General features: G+C 41.2%; 19 protein-coding genes and 1 pseudogene. 13 read left to right on the top strand and 7 right to left on the bottom strand.

The window, feature by feature from the left end; translation table 11 throughout:
- The first annotated feature begins 118 nt into the window (after positions 1-118).
- Entirely contained in the window at positions 119-871 is a 753-nt protein-coding gene (locus tag CL667_15430) for a hypothetical protein (GenBank protein ID MAL19089.1), read from the top strand.
- A 332-nt stretch (positions 872-1,203) separates the two neighbouring features.
- Here the strand turns inward: CL667_15430 and CL667_15435 are convergent, their stop codons facing one another.
- From CL667_15435 to CL667_15455, 5 genes are all read right to left on the bottom strand, one after another.
- A complete protein-coding gene (locus CL667_15435; protein MAL19090.1) occupies positions 1,204-2,430 on the bottom strand; it encodes a methionine gamma-lyase in 1,227 nt (408 codons plus the stop codon).
- On the bottom strand, positions 2,414-2,899 hold the full coding sequence (locus CL667_15440; GenBank protein ID MAL19091.1) for a hypothetical protein: 486 nt from the start codon (positions 2,897-2,899) through the stop codon (positions 2,414-2,416). The genes CL667_15435 and CL667_15440 overlap by 17 nt, the downstream gene beginning before the upstream one ends.
- A 196-nt stretch (positions 2,900-3,095) precedes the next feature.
- On the bottom strand, positions 3,096-4,397 hold the full coding sequence (locus CL667_15445) for a hypothetical protein (protein ID MAL19092.1): 1,302 nt from the start codon (positions 4,395-4,397) through the stop codon (positions 3,096-3,098).
- A complete protein-coding gene (locus CL667_15450; protein MAL19093.1) occupies positions 4,387-4,872 on the bottom strand; it encodes a hypothetical protein in 486 nt (161 codons plus the stop codon). Before CL667_15450 ends, CL667_15445 begins: the two co-directional genes overlap by 11 nt.
- The gene (locus tag CL667_15455; protein ID MAL19094.1) at positions 4,865-5,389 is read right to left on the bottom strand and encodes an exosortase/archaeosortase family protein; all 525 of its coding nucleotides are present in this window, start codon (positions 5,387-5,389) and stop codon (positions 4,865-4,867) included. Before CL667_15455 ends, CL667_15450 begins: the two co-directional genes overlap by 8 nt.
- Positions 5,390-5,595: 206 nt before the next feature.
- Here CL667_15455 and CL667_15460 point away from each other — a divergent pair, with 206 nt between their 5' ends.
- The 10 genes and pseudogenes from CL667_15460 (at position 5,596) to CL667_15505 (ending at position 14,434) form a co-directional block, all read left to right on the top strand.
- Complete coding sequence (locus CL667_15460; GenBank protein MAL19095.1) at positions 5,596-6,768, top strand: acyl-CoA dehydrogenase; 1,173 nt, start codon at positions 5,596-5,598, stop codon at positions 6,766-6,768.
- A 117-nt stretch (positions 6,769-6,885) separates the two neighbouring features.
- On the top strand, positions 6,886-8,004 hold the full coding sequence (locus CL667_15465) for a hypothetical protein (GenBank protein ID MAL19096.1): 1,119 nt from the start codon (positions 6,886-6,888) through the stop codon (positions 8,002-8,004).
- Between the two features lie 36 nt (positions 8,005-8,040).
- Positions 8,041-9,189: a hypothetical protein gene (locus CL667_15470; protein MAL19097.1), complete on the top strand. Its 1,149-nt coding sequence runs from the start codon at positions 8,041-8,043 to the stop codon at positions 9,187-9,189.
- Between the two features lie 67 nt (positions 9,190-9,256).
- Positions 9,257-10,399: a hypothetical protein gene (locus CL667_15475; GenBank protein MAL19098.1), complete on the top strand. Its 1,143-nt coding sequence runs from the start codon at positions 9,257-9,259 to the stop codon at positions 10,397-10,399.
- Positions 10,400-10,470: 71 nt separating this feature from the next.
- Complete coding sequence (locus CL667_15480; protein ID MAL19099.1) at positions 10,471-11,679, top strand: acyl-CoA dehydrogenase; 1,209 nt, start codon at positions 10,471-10,473, stop codon at positions 11,677-11,679.
- A gap of 22 nt (positions 11,680-11,701) precedes the next feature.
- Complete coding sequence (locus CL667_15485) at positions 11,702-11,914, top strand: antitoxin (protein MAL19100.1); 213 nt, start codon at positions 11,702-11,704, stop codon at positions 11,912-11,914.
- Between the two features lie 4 nt (positions 11,915-11,918).
- Positions 11,919-12,292: pseudogene (locus tag CL667_15490) on the top strand (hypothetical protein).
- Positions 12,293-12,378: 86 nt separating this feature from the next.
- Positions 12,379-12,867, top strand: coding sequence for a cytochrome C (locus CL667_15495; GenBank protein MAL19101.1), 489 nt, complete (start codon positions 12,379-12,381; stop codon positions 12,865-12,867).
- Positions 12,868-12,919: 52 nt separating this feature from the next.
- A complete protein-coding gene (locus tag CL667_15500; protein ID MAL19102.1) occupies positions 12,920-13,417 on the top strand; it encodes a hypothetical protein in 498 nt (165 codons plus the stop codon).
- Between the two features lie 45 nt (positions 13,418-13,462).
- Positions 13,463-14,434: a hypothetical protein gene (locus CL667_15505; GenBank protein MAL19103.1), complete on the top strand. Its 972-nt coding sequence runs from the start codon at positions 13,463-13,465 to the stop codon at positions 14,432-14,434.
- A gap of 192 nt (positions 14,435-14,626) precedes the next feature.
- Here CL667_15505 and CL667_15510 read toward each other — a convergent pair whose 3' ends face one another.
- Complete coding sequence (locus CL667_15510) at positions 14,627-16,711, bottom strand: hypothetical protein (GenBank protein ID MAL19104.1); 2,085 nt, start codon at positions 16,709-16,711, stop codon at positions 14,627-14,629.
- A 5-nt stretch (positions 16,712-16,716) separates the two neighbouring features.
- Between CL667_15510 and lexA the strand changes: the two genes are divergently transcribed.
- Positions 16,717-17,373, top strand: a complete 657-nt coding sequence (lexA, locus tag CL667_15515; GenBank protein ID MAL19105.1) for a repressor LexA — start codon at positions 16,717-16,719, stop codon at positions 17,371-17,373.
- A 4-nt stretch (positions 17,374-17,377) separates the two neighbouring features.
- Here the strand turns inward: lexA and CL667_15520 are convergent, their stop codons facing one another.
- Entirely contained in the window at positions 17,378-17,614 is a 237-nt protein-coding gene (locus CL667_15520) for a hypothetical protein (protein MAL19106.1), read from the bottom strand.
- 138 nt (positions 17,615-17,752) lie between these two features.
- Between CL667_15520 and rplU the strand changes: the two genes are divergently transcribed.
- A complete protein-coding gene (rplU, locus tag CL667_15525) occupies positions 17,753-18,283 on the top strand; it encodes a 50S ribosomal protein L21 (protein MAL19107.1) in 531 nt (176 codons plus the stop codon).
- Positions 18,284-18,309: the final 26 nt, after the last annotated feature.

Consider the following 18,309-nt stretch of genomic DNA (forward strand, 5'->3'; position numbering starts at 1 on the left):
CATGAACGAAGAGAATAAATCACGCGGCAATCTCTCAATGGTAGCACATAGTCATGATCAAGGAGATTACTTCGTCGAAAAGCATTTTAACCCTAAATGGATAGATGGACTCCTCGTAATGACGATGATTCTTGTCTTGCTCACAGCTTTCCCCACTATCAGTTTTGGGCAGGATTTCCTTCCGAATCGACCAACAGGCATGGTGAGCGATTTCGCCGATATGCTTACTTCCTCTGAGGAGCAACGCTTAGAACGAAAGCTTACCAATTATCGGGATACTACGACCAACGTAATCGCTATTGCAACCCTTGAAAGTTTACAGGGATACTCTGAAGAAGAAATAGCTACTACCCTTTTCAACAATTGGAGGATGTGGGAAGGTGAGCGGTATAATGGTGTTTTAATATTGGTGTCTAAACAAGACCGCCGAATGCAAATAGAGGTTGGTTACGGCCTCGAAGGCGCCATTCCTGATGCAATGGCTAACCGTGTTTACGCAGATATTCTCGTTCCAAATTTCAGGAACGGTAATTTTTATAACGGATTAGATCGCGCAACGGACGCTCTTATTCAACTTGCAGCCGGTGAATTTTCTGGTTTTCCGGAGCGTCGCTCATCTTCCGATGACGGGATCCCAGTTGATCTCATTATTCTTTTTATCATCATTATTTTCTTCTTGGTTTCACGAGGGAAAGGCGGAAAAGGTGGCCGAAGACGGTCGCTCGGTTCCAATGGTGTTATCTTTTTTGGAGGTGGATTTGGCGGCGGTGGCGGTAGTTCCTTCGGTGGCGGAGGAGGTGGCGGCTTCGGAGGTTTCTCCGGTGGCGGAGGATTTGGATCCGGTGGTGGCGGCGCTGGCGGTGGCTGGTAATCTTGAAATTGGGAATTAGAGATGTTGAATTTTGAATTAAAGCACTATTCAAAATTCAACATCTTCCATCGCTCCACACGCTCTGCATCGGAGCGAATTTGGTGATAACGCAGTGATCCTTATTAGGTAGAATTAGAGTAGAATTAGAACGTAGATCGGACAGGCTGTCCGATCTACGTTTTAAACTGAATTCGATATTATAATCGAATAACTGCATCAGTGCTATCACATTAAGCTACCTCTCAGCAGATTCCCCTCGCTCCGTACGCTCTGCGTCGGTGCGGACTTGGTGACGACGCAGAGCGTGCGTCTCCAGTTATAATTCAACATCTCTAATTCCCAATTTCCAGTGCCTGCTCAAGATCTGAAATGATATCCTCAGCACCTTCTATTCCAACAGAAAGACGAACCAGACCTTCGGTAATACCTGCAGCGGCTTTTATCTCATCATCCACAATAGAATGAGTCATTGAAGCGGGGTGCTGAATTAAGGTGTCCACAGCTCCTAAGCTTACAGCTAGTGTACATAGTACAACATTATTCATAAGCGAGACGCCTGCCTGATACCCACCCTTTAGTTCAAAAGAAATCATTCCTCCATAACCATTCTTCATTATTGAAGAAGCTAATTGGTGCTGGGGATGTGAGGCTAATCCGGGATAGAATACATGATCCACTTTAGGATGGCTCTCCAGAAACCGAGCTATTTTCATTCCATTTTCTGCATGCTTCTTCATGCGAAGCGGTAATGTTTTCAACCCATTTGACGTTAACCAAGCGTCCATAGGTCCTGCAATGCCGCCTAAGTTTTTTCGAAAGACAGCCATATTCGTTTCTTCAAGTAAATCTTTTTTAGCAACTAATACACCACCAATTACTGTACCGTGACCACCCATGTACTTGGTTGTTGAATGGACTACTACATCAGCGCCCAGTTCAAGCGGTTGAATGTGATATGGAGTTGCAAAAGTGTTATCCACCATTAATTGGGCATCATAGCTATCGGCTAATTGTGAAATTGCTTTGATATCGGAAACCGTCATGGTAGGGTTCGCAATACTTTCCAGATAGATGAGCTTTGTATTAGAATGCAGTTTAAGCTGAGCTTCAAGCATATTAAGGTCAGACATATCTACAAAAGAGGATGTCATTCCCATAAGCGGTAATTCTTCTTTCAAAAACTGACTGGTACAACCATACAAAGCATCCTGAGCCACAACATGCCCGCCTTTTGCCAGACTAATAATTCCTGTCGTGATGGCCGCCATCCCACTTCCAAAAGCCATTCCGGAGTACTCCTCCGTGTTATTCAGCGCATATGTTTCTAAAGCGCAAACCGTACGTTCGAGTTCTTCGACAGTTGGATTTCCAAGCCGGGAATAAACATGGCTTGCCCCACCCTCTTCATGACGAAACGCTTTCGCTCCGGATTCAACATCCTTAAAAACAAAAGTCGAGGTTTGATAAATCGGAGTTGTATGTGCTCCATAAGGATCATCCTTATCCTTACCTGCATGTACAGCCAAGGATTCCAGGGATGGTTTAATTTTTGTCTTCATTATAAACGGGTATGGGTGATTGATCTTTAATTGTATTCAGTACGATGCTGGTATAAAGTCGTTCAACATCTGGCAGGGTGGTTAGCTTGTTGCGCATTAATTGCTCAAAGTCTTTGGTATCTTTGGCAACAACCTGCAACAGGAAATCTCCATCCCCGGTAGTGTGATAACAAGCCAGTATTTCAGGAATTTCTTTTACAGCTGAAGTAAACTCTTCCAGCAAATTAAGTTGATGTACACTCAGTGTGACCTTTACAAAAGCAGTAAAACCACGGCCAACAGATTCGTTATTAACTTTGGCGCTGTAGCCTTCTATCACTTTCTCTTTTTCTAATCTTCTAACTCTCTCCAAAGTAGGAGTGGTTGTAAGGCCTATCCTTTTAGCAAGTTCATTATTTGCAATCCTACCCTCTTGCTGTAGAATGGAAATAATTTGTTTGTCGATTTTATCAAATTTTATCGATGACATAAGAAGATTTTATGAGAGCATTGCTTATTAATTATAGATAATTATGCTGTGTAAATCTATTAATGAAGACTTTAAATCTTACTTTATCCATATAAAAGAATAATATTCTTTATAAACATTTCTATTAGAATATTATTCTACGCTATTAGCTTTAGCAGGTGCAAAAGAAGAAATAATTCTAAGAAAAGAAGTTGGCTTATTGAGTTTCCCCAACTAAAACTACCTGAAGGTCCATCAAATTATACCCGGTGAGTCCGGTTTTGAGCGAAGTGTTCATCTTTTCATGGAAATGATAAGAGTCATTATTCAGAAGATATTCTTCGGGCTCCAGTTTTTTCTTTCTGGCTTCCAAGGTCGTGGCAGAATTTACTATTGCTCCGGCAGCGTCAGTAGGTCCATCTATTCCATCGGTTGCAAAACTAAGTAGCGATACGGCATGTTGCCCCTCTATTGATATTGCTGCATTCAAAGCTAATTCTTGGTTTCTCCCCCCTTTTCCATCCCCGGTCACGTTAACAGTACTCTCTCCAAAATAAACCAACGCTGCAGGCTCTTTGAGATCTAATTTTTTGCTTAGGATGGAAATTGCTTCACTACATATTTCCTTAGAGATTTCTCGCACACCTAAGTCATAAGCCTCATCCCTCACCTTGATGTTGTAGCCTTTTTCCTGCAGGTAAGCACCGATATTATCTGATAAAATCTTCGCGCCAGGAATCACCCTTACCGAATGATGGCCCCAGTTTGCATCTCCGGGTTTTGGGTTTTCAGCGCTGTCACCATGCATACCTTTTGAAATGTGAATGCGGATACTATGCGAAATTTCGTCCCAGAGTTTAAATTGCTTCAGGATTTGAAAAGCCTGCTTAAATGTAGAGGAGTCTGGCACCGTTGGGCCGCTGCCAATGATTTCAGGATCATTTCCCGGCACATCTGATAAAACAATAGAAAGTAGATGATGATTGGAAAGCAGCTGTCCTACTCTCCCGCCCGCTGTTTCTGAGAGGTGTTTTCTAACTATATTTATTTGATGTATAGAAGCACCCGAATTCAGTAAAAGTTCATACACATGCTGATACTCATCGAGTTCGATGCCATGAGCAGGAATACAAAATAATGATGAAGCTCCACCTGAAAGCAGAAAAATAACGGGATCGCCTTCTGGAATCGATTTAGCCAGTTCCCACAATTCATAAGAGGAGGAAATAGAATTATTATCAGGATAAGGATGAGACCCTTTGAAGACCTGTACTCGACTCAATTTCTTTGACTTGTCCGGAGCTATGATCATCCCATCTTTAATGGAACTGCCAAAATACTCTTCAGCCTTCCTTGCCATCTCAACAGAGGCTTTACCTGCTCCAAGAACCCAGATGTTACCCTTGTGCTTTATTGTTGAAAAATGATCCTCCAGATTGATATTAAAAAACTGTTCCTGGATTATTTGTTCTACGATTTCCTCTAAGACCAATTTTTGCTTCCCGAGCTTATCTTTCATCTAAAGCTTGTTTTTTGTGAATTAATGCAAGTAAAACTAATCCTAAAGAACATAATGGTATTAAGTATCTAACTAACAAATCGGTCACTATTAATAATTGAACTACAGTAACGCTCCCAAGATAAAGGCATAACAAGGCTAGTAAACTTCCCAAAAGTTGAACATTAAATAAGTAAAAATAAAATGATTTATCAGCTCCTATAATTACAAAGCCTATTATCGATATAAAAAACTGTAATCCCAGTGCTACATTTATGTACAAATACTTTTCCGTATTGTTCGTCTCCCATCTAACAGAGTTACTTACCGAACTTGATTCAACACCACTAAAAATTTGTTCGCTACTTTCAATAGAGACCTCTACAACAGGACTATAAATGAATTTATTTATTTCAACCCGAAGAGGCCTCAAAACTAAAAAGTAGATGAGTACGAAACCAAAAATCACTCCGATTCGAATGCCATAACTACGCATGAACAACCTTTTGCGATTTGGAGTCAAAATTAGCATCCGCAAAATTCACCCAAACCATCCAAAGCACAAAAATTACGATATAAAAGATAGCGGCCGTTGAATAATCGTGAGTGAAATCAAAGAATTCAGGCCATTCAACCTGAGTTATGGTAAGGGTTATCACCCGAACAATATTCACCAAATAAATAATACCAACACCAACAACACTAAAACTGAGGCGATTCTTCCAGTCACCCGGATAAGCCAATATGAATCCAAAAAATAATCCCATAGCCGCAATACCATTACATCCATCTACAATCTCAATGCCAGGATATTCCCCTATCCCAATAATTCTGTTTACCGTGTAAACATCATAGCCAAGTAACTCAATAAAACCAGCACTAGCTCCTATTATATTCAGGGAAAGCCACTCGTCAAGACTACCATCAGGCAATAACCACATTTCGTAAAGCAGATACCAGCCGGTAAAAATCAAAAGCGCTTTCGCAATAAACTTGGTAAGAGGTGAGTTCATTGAACTAATATAATTGGAGTTTTAACAATTGGTCTTCAATATAAAAATACTGATCTCTAGATATTCAAGATATTTATAAGTAGCGGAATCGAGTACCCCTCCACAAAAACAATTTTTACACATTTCTGAACGAAATTTATCACACAAACCGTTATCTTGGAAGCGTTTCCAACAAAGAAATTTAATTAGATAGCAGTATAGAATTTATGGATGCCGTTTTAGATAGAGAATTATCGTTTGAGCTTACCGAGGATCAGAAAATGATCCGTGACAGCGTTAAAGAATTTGTAGAGCGTAGCGTTGCGCCAACCGTTATGGACCGTGACAATACTAAAGAATTTCCTCATGAAATTGTTAAGCAGCTGGGAGAGTTGGGAATGCTTGGCATTTACCATGAAGAACAATATGGCGGTGGCGGGTTTGATGTCGTCAGCTTTTGCCTTGCCTTGGAAGAAATTGCCCGATGGGACGCTTCTCTTGCTTTGACGGTAGCTTCACACACTTCCCTGGGAACCGGACATATCGCCGTTGCCGGAAATCATGAGCAGAAATTGAAATACATGCCCACTCTCACGTCCGGTGAAAAGTTGGCCGCGTGGTGTTTGACTGAGCCGGGCTCAGGAAGTGATGCTTCCGGAATGAAGTCGACCGCTATTAAGAAAGGCGACAAGTACATTTTAAATGGCTCCAAGATTTTCATTACTCAGGGTTCTGTCGGAGATGTTTATGTGGTTTTGGCCAAAACAGATCCAGACAAAGGTGTAAAAGGAATTTCGGCATTTATTGTTGAGCGTGAATGGGACGGCGTAAAACCTGGAACCGGAATGCATAAATTAGGAATGAATTCTTCGGATACTACCGAAGTTGTTTTCGAAAATGTGGAAGTTCCCGCTGAAAATTTATTGGGCGATGAAGGTCAAGGATTCGTAGATACCATGAAGGTTTTGGATGGAGGCCGTGTTGGTATTGCAGCTCTTTCTGTTGGTATTGCCCGTGGGGCGCTCGAAGAGTCACTTAACTATTCGATGGAAAGAAAACAGTTTGGTACAGCCATTGGCAACTTCCAGTATATGGAAGGGAAAATGGTGGATATGGCTACTGAAATTGATGCAGCTCGCCTACTTGTTCACAGAGCTGCATGGCTTAAGGATAACGACAAGCCTTATACCAAAGAGGCGTCCATGGCCAAGCTTTTTGCTTCTGAACTCTCGGTTCGGGCAGCCCTGGAAGCTATCCAAATTCACGGTGGCTACGGTTACACCAAAGAGTATCATGTGGAGCGATTCCTTCGCGATGCTAAACTTATGACGATCGGTGAAGGCACCTCAGAAGTGCAGCGACTAATTATCGCCCGGGAACTCAAGAAGGATATCGTATAAACTATAGCCTATTGTTGTTGGAATCCCCAAGCCCTGTGTATAAATCTATGTGCGGGGCTTTTTTATTCTATTGATAATTAGTCATATTCCTGTAACTAATTAATTGTATAGCTACCTATGAATTGTCAGTTTACTTTTCTAGCCTGCTTAGTATTTATTTTCTGGGGATGCACTCCCGATCAAAACACCCAATCCGATGTCGTTATTTCAAACCCCGAATATGGTTCGTGGCAAGATTTTGATAACCCGCCTTTCGAATTTAAATTGATTGATACTTTTGATTTCGAATCCTTTGACGAGCTCGTTATAGGTGATATTTCATTCCTCATCAGTGATACTGAAAACAACCTCTACTTTCTGGATTCATCACAAAGCAAACTTATTTCTATTGATTCAGATGGCAACCTCCGCTGGGAAACCGGGCAACCGGGACGTGGGCCGGGAGATTTCCAATTTCCACTGGGACTGGTTACCGACGGGGAGTTTCTGTACCTAAGCAATATCATGGCCACGCGATTAGACAAATACGCTATACAGGGAAACTTCATCCAAAGCTATGAATTTGGGCCGGAGCTATATATGGGAATCCCAATAGGCATCACTAATAATAACCAAGTGGTAATCAGAACTCGTTTGGATGGAAAAATTGGCAGCAGCATCAACCTGGTTGAACTTGCTGCAGACTCCTTAATAACGGTAACCGTTCAGGAATACGATCAGACCAATGGATTGGAAATGTTCGAGCGAGCTAATGAAGGAGCCAACATGACCGTTCACAATAATTCCATAATAGAAGGTAATTTGTTTGAATATGCCTCTACCTTTTATGATTTAGATCAGGATACCATTAAGACGGTAAGCCGAAATTTTGATAGTATAGTCCGACCCGGAATTGCCTCAGTCAACGGACGGGAACAAGTTTCAACTTTTAGTCTTGTTGATCCTCCCAGCTTTCTAAATGATGGATATTATCTGGCACGAGCTGAATGGCCGGCCAATGTTGAAAATCCTGATCAGGTGGTAGAAGATGGATTAAGAGGAAATCAAAAAGAAGTCACCTACAGAAATAGCCTCGACCTTTTCAACTCAGATGATGAACTACTCTATTCTTTCGAGAGTGATGGAAAACAATCCGAGTTTGGAGAATTGCTTCATACCGATAATAACGGCTTTGTCTATTTCCTTACAAACGATCCCGCTCCTGCTATCCAAAAATATCAGCTGATTCTTGATTGAACCATAAAGTAAAATTTTACTTAAAACACTTTTTAAATGAATTTAAAATTCATTTTATCACAAATATTGTGCTTAATAATCCTAAGTACTGCTTGTTCAAAGGCAGATTTAGACAGTAATAAAATCACCACCATTGATGAGAATGGTGTCGAGATTACTTCAAATCCAGAAAGTGGAACGTGGCAGAGCTCTGATACCAGAAAGATACAGTTCGAGCTAATTGATCAGTTCTCATTTCAAGATTCTGAAGAAAAAATCATTTCCGGTATTACCTTTTTATCTCAGGGTCCGGATGAGCACATCTACTTTTTTGATAGACAACAGAATGAGCTTAGCTCTATTAACCAAAAAGGTGAGCTGAGATGGTCAGTTGGTCAGACTGGGAGAGGACCCGGGGATTTTGAGAATGTCTCCGGCATGAAAGTAATCGATGACAAAATCCTTGTTTCTAACGTACAGGGCACGCGCATTGACTTATTTGATCTGGATGGAAATTTCGACCGTTCTATCCAATTACAAGATGACATCATCTTTGCAAAAATTATTGGTAAAACACCTGACGGTGAATTGGTCATAAGCTCTATGCTTAGAGGGAAACTTGGAGTGACTGTCCACATGGTAAACATCGACCCTGAATCTACTGCTACAAATACTTCGTTTCCCATTTCTCAGGGCCCCGAACTGGATATAAAGGTAGGAGTTGGTCTTGATGCAGGCTTATCAATAAGAGACGGAAAAATTTATTCCGGAAATACTTCCACCTATGAAATTGGGGTCTATTCTATGACCGGAGAACTTCTTCAAAAGATTACTCGTGATTTCAATAAAATGGTCCGCCCCGGTATTATGAAAATGGAAAATTATAGTGGAATCAGAACATTTGGAGAACTGTCAAACCCCTACTTCCTAAATAATGGCAGCTTTATTACTGTAGCTCTTTGGCCGAAGAATATTGAAGATCCGGATGACTACATGAATAAAGTTCAGAACAATACAGCCCCTGATGTCATCAGAGCAAACTCACTAGACTACTTCAGTAAAGATGGTGAGCTTCTTTATTCTATTGAGCATGACGGGTTTTATCCCGAGATAGGAAACCTTCAATTCATCAATGAGAATAACATCCTTTACACTGTGAAAAGATTAACAATTAATAGGTATAAAATGAATGTAGAGAATGAATAATTTTTTGACTTTGTTCGGTAACTGTTCCATTAAATATTCATTAACCTGATCATATAAAACCCCACAAATGCTTAGTAAAATTAATTACTTAATATTTTTATTTACACTCCTGCTAATTGGCGGGTGTACCCAAAATAAATCAGACACAAAAAACTCTAGTATTGATGAAAGTGGCACCGAAGTCATTTCAAACCCCGAGTATGGTGCCCTTCAAGAGAACGAAAACCCTGTTCAGTTTGAGCTGGTTAGTGAGTTCACATTCAAAGAAACCGATGATCTATTAGTAGGCAGCATTGGAGATTTAAATACGGATAGTGATGGTAATATCTATTTCTACGATTTCAGGTTTTCGAGAATTGTATCTCTGGATGAAAACGGAGATGTACGCTGGGTAACCGGTCAGGAAGGAAAAGGTCCGGGAGACTTCATGCGGGTAAGAGGCATGGTTCTTCATAATGATCTACTTTATATATCTAACCAGTCCGGCAGTAGACTCGACCGATTCAATTTGAATGGAGAATATCTTGGTAGCTCTGACTACCCATTAGAAATTGATGGTTCCTCAATTTTGGGATTTTCCGATGATGGTAAGCTCATTCTATCCCAAAGCGCAGTGGGAATTGTAGGCACAAAAATCCACGTCGTTGAATTTGACGGTTCCTCTTTTACTCCAACCAACTCATTTGATGTAGATCAATCCGGTGGAAAAGAAATCCCCAAAAATGTTGGAATGTCGGTCGGTATCGAATATCAGGATGGCCAAATTATATCCGGAAGTGCCGGCAAAGACTATGAACTGGACTTTTATAACCTCGATGGAAAAATCGCAAAAACCATCAATCGTGATTTTGATAAGTTATCTGGAATTGGCTCCGCCAATGGAATGACCCTGTCCTACAGCAGTATCCAATATGAGTTTGAGCTAAAAAGTGGTCACTTTTTTGTGTTTGCACGCTGGGCTGCCGGGGTTACAGATGCTGATCAGGAAGTCAAAAAGAGAGCTAACGAGAATTATGTATATCCAACAAATAAAAACACCTTAGATCTGTTTACTCAAGATGGAAAATTACTTTATTCCATAGAAGGAGATGGCAGTAGTTTTAAACTAGGATATCCGGTTCATACAGATCAAAACGGTTTAGTCTACTTCATGACAACCAGCCCAACCCTTTCGCTAAAGAAATATAGGGTCACTATAAAAGAGAGGTAAAAACAGTTTAACCCGTTGTGCATTTTCCGTACTATTCACTAACGAAATTTTAAGACTACAGCCCAGATATAATGTCAAAGAACCTATTCAACATCGACGACGCTTTTCTATTTGAATCGGAACTCAATGAGGAAGACCGCCTTATTATGGAGACCGCTCGGGACTATGCGCAAAGTAAGCTTGAGCCCCGGGCTTTAAAGGGAAATACGGAAGAGTACTTTGATCAGGATATCGCCAAAGAAATGGGTGAAATGGGTCTGCTTGGCGTTACTATTCCTGAAGAATATGGAGGCTCTGAAGCCAGCTACACCGCCTATGGATTGATTGCGCGTGAGGTTGAGCGGGTGGACTCTGGCTACCGCTCTTTTATGAGTGTGCAGTCCTCGCTGGTCATGTACCCTATTTCTACTTTTGGGACTGAAGAGCAAAAGCAGAAATTCCTTCCCAAACTGGCATCCGGTGAAATGATTGGGTGCTTTGGGCTCACCGAACCTGACCATGGTTCTGACCCGGGTTCTATGGTTACCACTGCTTTAAAAGTAGACGGCGGCTGGAAGATGAATGGCGCAAAAATGTGGATCACCAACTCCCCTATTGCTGATGTAGCTGTTGTTTGGGCTAAGGCCAAAGAGAGTAAAGAGGACGAAGGCGTAATCCGCGGGTTTTTAGTTGAAAAAGGAATGGACGGATTCACAGCTCCTCATACCAAATACAAAATGAGTTTACGTGCATCAGAAACTGGTGAATTGGTTTTTGATGATGTCTTCATTCCAGACGAAAATATGTTTCCGGATATCAAAGGATTGAAAGGGCCGTTTATGTGCCTGAACTCAGCTCGCTACGGTATTGCCTGGGGCACCGTGGGAGCAGCTGAATTTTGCTATCAACGCGCACGTGATTATGTGCTAGACAGAAAGCAGTTTGGTAAGCCGTTGGCAGCCAATCAGCTTATCCAAACCAAGCTGGCCAATATGATGACCGACATCACTTCTATGCAGATGCTTGCATATCGTTTAGGAAAACTCAAAGACGAAGGCCGTGATCATCCTTCCATGACTTCCCTTGCCAAACGTAACAATTGTGGCAAAGCCCTCGAAATTTCCCGCATCTCCAGGGATATGCATGGCGGAAATGGTATTGTTGGTGATTATCGGGTTATCCATCATGTAATGAATTTGGAATCCGTAAACACTTACGAAGGCACTTATGATATTCACGGTTTAATACTCGGCCGTGAGATTACCGGAATTCAAGCCTTCACTCCAAAAGGGAATGATTAGTTAAAATTCATTACTTTTAATCATGGACTGGAAAGAACACATAATTTCTGAACCCAAAGTTTTATTTGGAAAGCCCGCCATTAAAGGCACCAGAATATCTGTGGAACTTATTTTAGAGAAGCTTGGTAACGGCATTTCTAAGGATGAATTACTAGAATCATATCCTCATCTCACCGAAGAAAAGATTCAGGCATGTATTTCTTATGCTGCGGATACGCTGAAATCAGAAAACTAATACTATGAATGCACTCGGCAACATCCTCTGGTTTATTTTCGGCGGAATTTTCGTAGCCATTGAATATGCAATATCCAGTCTGATACTTTGCATCACAATCATTGGGATTCCTTTTGGTGTGCAGACGTTTAAGCTGCCCGACTTTCTCTGTTTCCCTTTGGGAAGAAAACGGTGGTTAATGAAAAATCAGATGGCTGCCTTTCTTTAGCGATGAATATTTTATGGATTTTGGTGGGAGGAATCTGGATTAGCATTACTCATATTATATTTGGAGCTATTCTCTTTATCACCATTATTGGTATTCCTTTTGCAAAGCAGCATTTTAAATTGGCTTCCGTGGCACTGCTTCCTTTTGGGCGGGATATTGTGGATGAGTAATTTAGTCTAGTTCTAAATCCCCCTGTTTATAATTATTTACAGATGCCTCTGTGATATTTATGATACCTTCAGAAAAAGGAGGTTTTATGAATTCAATTCTATCTAAAATACTGGCAGGCATTGCATTAATCTTTGTTGTAGTACAATTCTTCGGACCAGATCAAACTTTACCGGATGCTGATCCCGCAAAGGATTTTCTTGCAAATACAAACCCGCCTCAAGAGGTAACAACCATCATTAAAACTGCTTGTTACGATTGCCATTCTTATCAAACCAAATATCCTTGGTATGCAGGGATTGAGCCTTTATCGTGGTGGCTGCAGGACCATATTGAGCATGGCCGTGATGAATTGAATTTCTCTGAGTGGACAGACTATACAACGCGCAGAGCCGATCATAAACTGGAAGAAGCCATTGAACTCGTTGAAGAAGAAGAAATGCCTTTACCATCTTATACCCGGGTTCACTGGGAAGCTAATCTTACTGATCAGCAACGCGAGGAATTAAATAAATGGTTTACTTCTGTAAGAGAACAACTCCCTTCTGAACCAGAAGACCAAACCGAAGAAGATTAAAGGTTTTTTTCAATTCATTGATTTACTTTAAGCTCAAAATTAAAAGGAAGGTATGCAGCTTAAAGAACAGCTTTTAGGAAACACCGACGCTCTTATACAGAGAATTGAAAAGTTTACAGATGCTCAATTCAATAAAAAACCGGCACCAGACTCATGGTCAGCTGCCAATGTTATTGAGCATTTATACCGGTCAGAATTTGGCTTACCTCGGTTATTTACCTCTGAGACTGAAGCACTCACCGACAGAGCTCCAGACTCTTTGGTTGAACCTATGAAGAAAAGGTTTTTAGAATCAGATAAGCCCATGAATGCTTCTGGTGTAATTCTCCCGACCGGTGACGCAAAATCCAAAGCGGAGCTCATTCAAACTTTTACGGAAAACCGCGCTAAAATCGCTGACCTCATTGATGAGTTACCGGAAGAAGAACTCTGCTTGAAATTTGCACATCCTATTTTTGGAAATCTTACCCGCATGGAGTGGGTACATTTTAGTATCATTCACACCCAGCGACATATGCGTCAATTGGATCGCATTCAGACTCAACTTTAACAACCGTACTTAAATAAATTTTCACATTAGGGACCATTCATCACTATGAGGAGTTTTTTGATCACACTTTGTGTATTCCTTTTATGTACTCTTTCTTCTATTTCTGTTGAAGCTCAGGATCAAATTGAACCAGCCGGTGAAGAAGTGGTTTTTAAAAGTAAAAATGCGGTTCTCAATGGACGGCTTGTGCTGCCCGACTCAGCGGTTAACGTTCCTGTAATTATTTTTATGGGGGGGATGTATGAGTGGGGAGATTTTCACCCGCAAAGAGATATATTTATTCGGGAAAACCTGGAAGCGGTTTTTCCGGATGCCGGCGTTGCTGTTTTCTATTATGATCCGCGTGGGACCGGTGAATCTGAAGGTCGCTGGGGACGTGCTTCTCTCACAACCTTCGCCGATGATGCTAAAGCAGCCATCACTTATTTAGAACAGCGAAAAGAAATTGATCCAAGTAGAATCGGGATTGTTGGCCAGGGAGAAGATGGATGGGTAGCACAAATTGTAGCCGCAACGGCTCCCCAAAAAGTAAAACTCATGGCTTCATTAGCCGGCCCTACTTTCGATCCAACCCGCCAGTTAGTTAATGAATATCACAGCGAATATGTGTGTGCTGGTCAAGACAGTGCCGCCGCTTATGAAAAAGCTGTTCAAAAGGCTCAGTCCCATCAAAACTGGGTTGCTGCCTTGCCGCTCACCAAAACCTGGAGACATATGAATATGAAGGTTGGTTTTGAGCCTGAAGAGTATATCAGACAAATACAGGTTCCTGCTTTATTTCTGTTTGCGAAAAACGATGGACAGGTTTACTCCGAATGGGGAACAGAAGCACTTAATGAAATATTCTCAAATTCTCTCCCTGACAACTTCTCCGTTCATAGCATTGCAGGAGCAAATCATTTCTTCCATGTAACCCCACCCTGCTACGATTACTTAACAGAAAGCCAAAGTATTCAGCGTAACTTTTCTTTTAGATTTAAAGAGGTCTTTCAAGATTTTATCTTCAGTAACCTTTAACACAATTTCGATACTTGAATCTCTATTTGCGAGGATTTCCGATACCAAAAGAAGGTTGAAAAGTACGCTGACGAAGCAATCTCGAATACATTACCATGATCAACTAGATTGCTTCGCTTTTATGATTCCTTAATCTATATCATAGTCTGAAAACCGCTCGCAAATGGATCCTACACACCGAACTTAGTTCTGTTAGTTGACTTGCCAGTAAGCTTTGGTGACTAAATCCCCAACCATTATTCGATCCACAACATCCACTCCTTCTACCACCTCTCCTATAATGGTATAGCCGGCGTTCAGATGTGGCTTCCACTGATGCATTACAAAATATTGACTGCCTTCTGTATCAGTGCCGGCACTGGCAATACCTACCATTCCCCTCCGGTATTCTTTTGCTGAGGCTTCAGTTGGAACTACATAGTCAGGTCCGCCGAATCCATCACCAGTCTCAACATCTCCACCCTGAATTACGAAGTTTGGCACTACCCGGTGAAAAGCTACCGAATCATAAGCTCCGGCTCTGGTTAAGCTATCAATTCCGGAAATAGAAGCGGGAGCCGATAGTACATCCATCGCTATTTTTATAGTTCCTTTGTTCGTTTCTAATACCCAAATTGGTTCATACTCAAGCTCTGCAAGACGATCCCAGTTTGGTGTTCTGAATTTTTGAGGCTCGGCTTCAATCTCATCTACGTCCCAACCCTGACTGCGCAAAGTATTATTGAGCGCGGTGTTACTTTCTTGTGTTAAAGAATCGATCAAAGGCCGGGCTTGCTCTTCAAAATTATTAAATAACAACCCTCCAAAAACTTGGTATACTTCGATATCTGCTGGCAGGCTATACTGACTTAACACATTTTCTATTCTGTTAAAATCTCCCTGCTCCAATAAATCTGCAGATTGTAGAAACGAGACGGTCACATAGGTGATAGAGCGATCGCCTTTCTCAAGTAGATCAAACACCATAGAGCGGACTTTTTCTTTTCGTGATGAGGTTTTATCAGAAGCTTCTAATTCTCCCCACCAACCGGAAAGCGCTTGAGCTGCAAATAACACTTCCATCCTGTTTTGGCTTCCGATGTGTCCTTCCAACATATCCATATATTCATCAGGTGACGATACAGACTTATAAATATTGAGCTTTTTGATGAGTAAATATTCATTTGATTTAGAATGAAAATTGCTAAGCGCCAAATATGGAGACTTATCAGAAAGCGCCTGTATTCCTGAGAGGCGAATAGAAGATTCTTTTTGCTGATTTTCTATGATCAGTGAAACCAATGCTTCATCGAAGGAAGCCGGTTTATCTGCATGACTTTGAATTTGATTCAGCGCCACCTCATTAACGACCGGATTTTTATGTTCCAGTAGCTTTGAGTAAACATCTTCAAGCTTTTCACTCCAGCTTACTTTACTCGTTTGTTGAGCCAATTCAATTGCCAATTGTACATCCATTGTAGAAATATCAACGACCGGCAATCTGTTAAATGCCCATTCCGCATCGCTGTTAAAAGAGATACTGAGAGCATATTGGCGAATCTCAGGACTTTCTACCCATTCATAGGCCTCCCAAACTGCTTTAATCATATCTGGGTTTTGGAGTGCTTCTCCGCTTCGGTACAACCCATACATGTAGGCCCGGTATAGATCTTCATCCTCCAACACAGCTGCATACCTGAGAATGCTCCGTTGTGTTGTTTCACCCATCTCGTAATCAATCATCAGTCGCCCAATAGCTAAGGCTGCTTCATACTCGTAGTCAGAGTCCTCCCCAATAATTTCATTAAAATATTGCACCAGTAAATCCAAAGAAGCCTGATTACCCTGCTTCCCTAACACTAAACTGATGCCTTTCCTCAACGTGCTTCTGTTTCTCCAAAGGTCATGAAGTCTTAATAACTGAGACTCACTAATTTCATGAGCGCTCACCGACGTCCAGGCTTCTATTGTATTCGAATATTGTACCTTGGTAATAAAGGCATCCATATCCTGAACTGGTGTACTGATCAACGCTCTCCATGCTTGCTCTCGGATGTGTTCTTTAGGGTGATCTACAAAAGTGAGGATAGAGTCTGCATTACGATCGAAGATAAATGTGTATAGTTCCGGATAATCATCAGTAACCAACTTTGAATACGCGCTTTCCTGCTTACATGAAGTTGCTGAAACCAATAAAATCACAGCTCCCAAAAAAGCACACATACTTTTTACACATTTCTTATTGACCTTCATAGACAAACTCCGTTTATTACACATGTTTCTTACATTAAATATCATTCGCTATGGACAATGCACATTTGACTCGTAAACAGCATGAATTCTTCACCTTCATTGTAGATTATAAAAAAGACAATGAAGTCTGGCCCACTTACCGTGAGATTGCTGATCATTTTGGATATGCCTCACCCAACAGCGTTACCCAAAATATACAGGCGCTACTCAAGAAAGGCTATCTGGTTAAGCGAAATGATGAAGAATATGATTTGCCTGCCGAGAAGAAGAGCTTACTTGGAGAAACGGATGAACAAGAAGGAATACCTGTTCGCGGCTTAATCGCTGCCGGATACCTGCAGGAAGCTGTTGAAGCTAACTTGGGAAGTATCACCATGGATACCCTATTCCCAAATTTAGATGACCTGTTTGCGCTTCGCGTTTCTGGATTCAGTATGAAAGATGTGGGTATCTACGACGGCGACTTTGTGCTCCTTATGGATACCGATGTCAAGAATGGAGATATCGGTGCGGTGCTCTATGACGGCGAAACCAGTCTTAAAAAAATCTACTGGGATGACAATGGTTTACGCTTAGAACCTGCGAATGAAGATTATGACGACATCTTCATCGAGCCCGACGTGTTCGAAGAAGTCCGGATTATTGGTAAGTATATCGGTCATGTAAACCGTCAAGGATTCCAGCGAGCTGTACCTCTTGTCGCTTAATTTATTAAGGCAAAGGGGAATTATCCGGCAAATGAGTGGACAGATCTTTGTTGTCTTCAATAGTCGTGGCTTTAAAAGGTACTTTTAACTTAGCGGGCACTGTTACGAATCTCCCGTTCGAATCCTTTCGTGCTTCATGCAGCTGAGAGTCTTTTATCCAAGCTCTTCCCCCATCACGCTGAAGTCTTTTAGTATTTTTGTATTTAAATGCTTGTTCGTGTAAAGAAGGTAATTTCTTCATAATGCTTTCCTGAATTACTTTTCTCTGAATTTAAGTGAAGTTTATGAATTTATCAGTACAGATTTGCTTTGTTTTCTGAAGACTAAACCTTATCTTTTCAAGCTCTGAACTAAACGCAAAGAAAGAAATTAACAGATTATGTACGCTATTGTTGAAATAGGCGGACACCAATACAAAGTAGCTGAAAACGACGTGCTTTTTGTGGACAAGCAAAACGCTGACGATGACAAGCTTACCTTTGATAAAGTGTTGCTAATTAAAGATGACAACGGAAATGTGAATATTGGAACTCCTAATGTTGAAGGAGCTGAGATTTCCGCTACGATCTTAGATACGGTGAAAGCTGACAAAGTATTAGTATTTAAGAAAAAACGCCGTAAAGGATATCAGAAGCTGAATGGACACCGACAAGTGATGTCTCAGATTCAAATTGAGAGTATCTCTACTTCCGGTTCTGCTCCTAAGAAAAAGAAGGCAGCAAAGAAAGATGACGCTCCTGCTAAAAAGGCTGAAGCTAAATCCTCCGAAAAAGAAGCAGCTTCCAAAAAAGAAGAAGGCAAAGATCTAAGTTCAATGACAGTTGCTGAACTTACTGATTTAGCGAAAGAAAGAGGCCTTACCGGGTACTCGAGTATGAGAAAAGCTGAACTGATCGACGCTCTAAAATAAATTTTTCAATAATAAACCCTTACTAT

This window comes from Balneola sp., from assembly GCA_002694685.1.
Lineage (GTDB): Bacteria > Bacteroidota > Rhodothermia > Balneolales > Balneolaceae > Gracilimonas.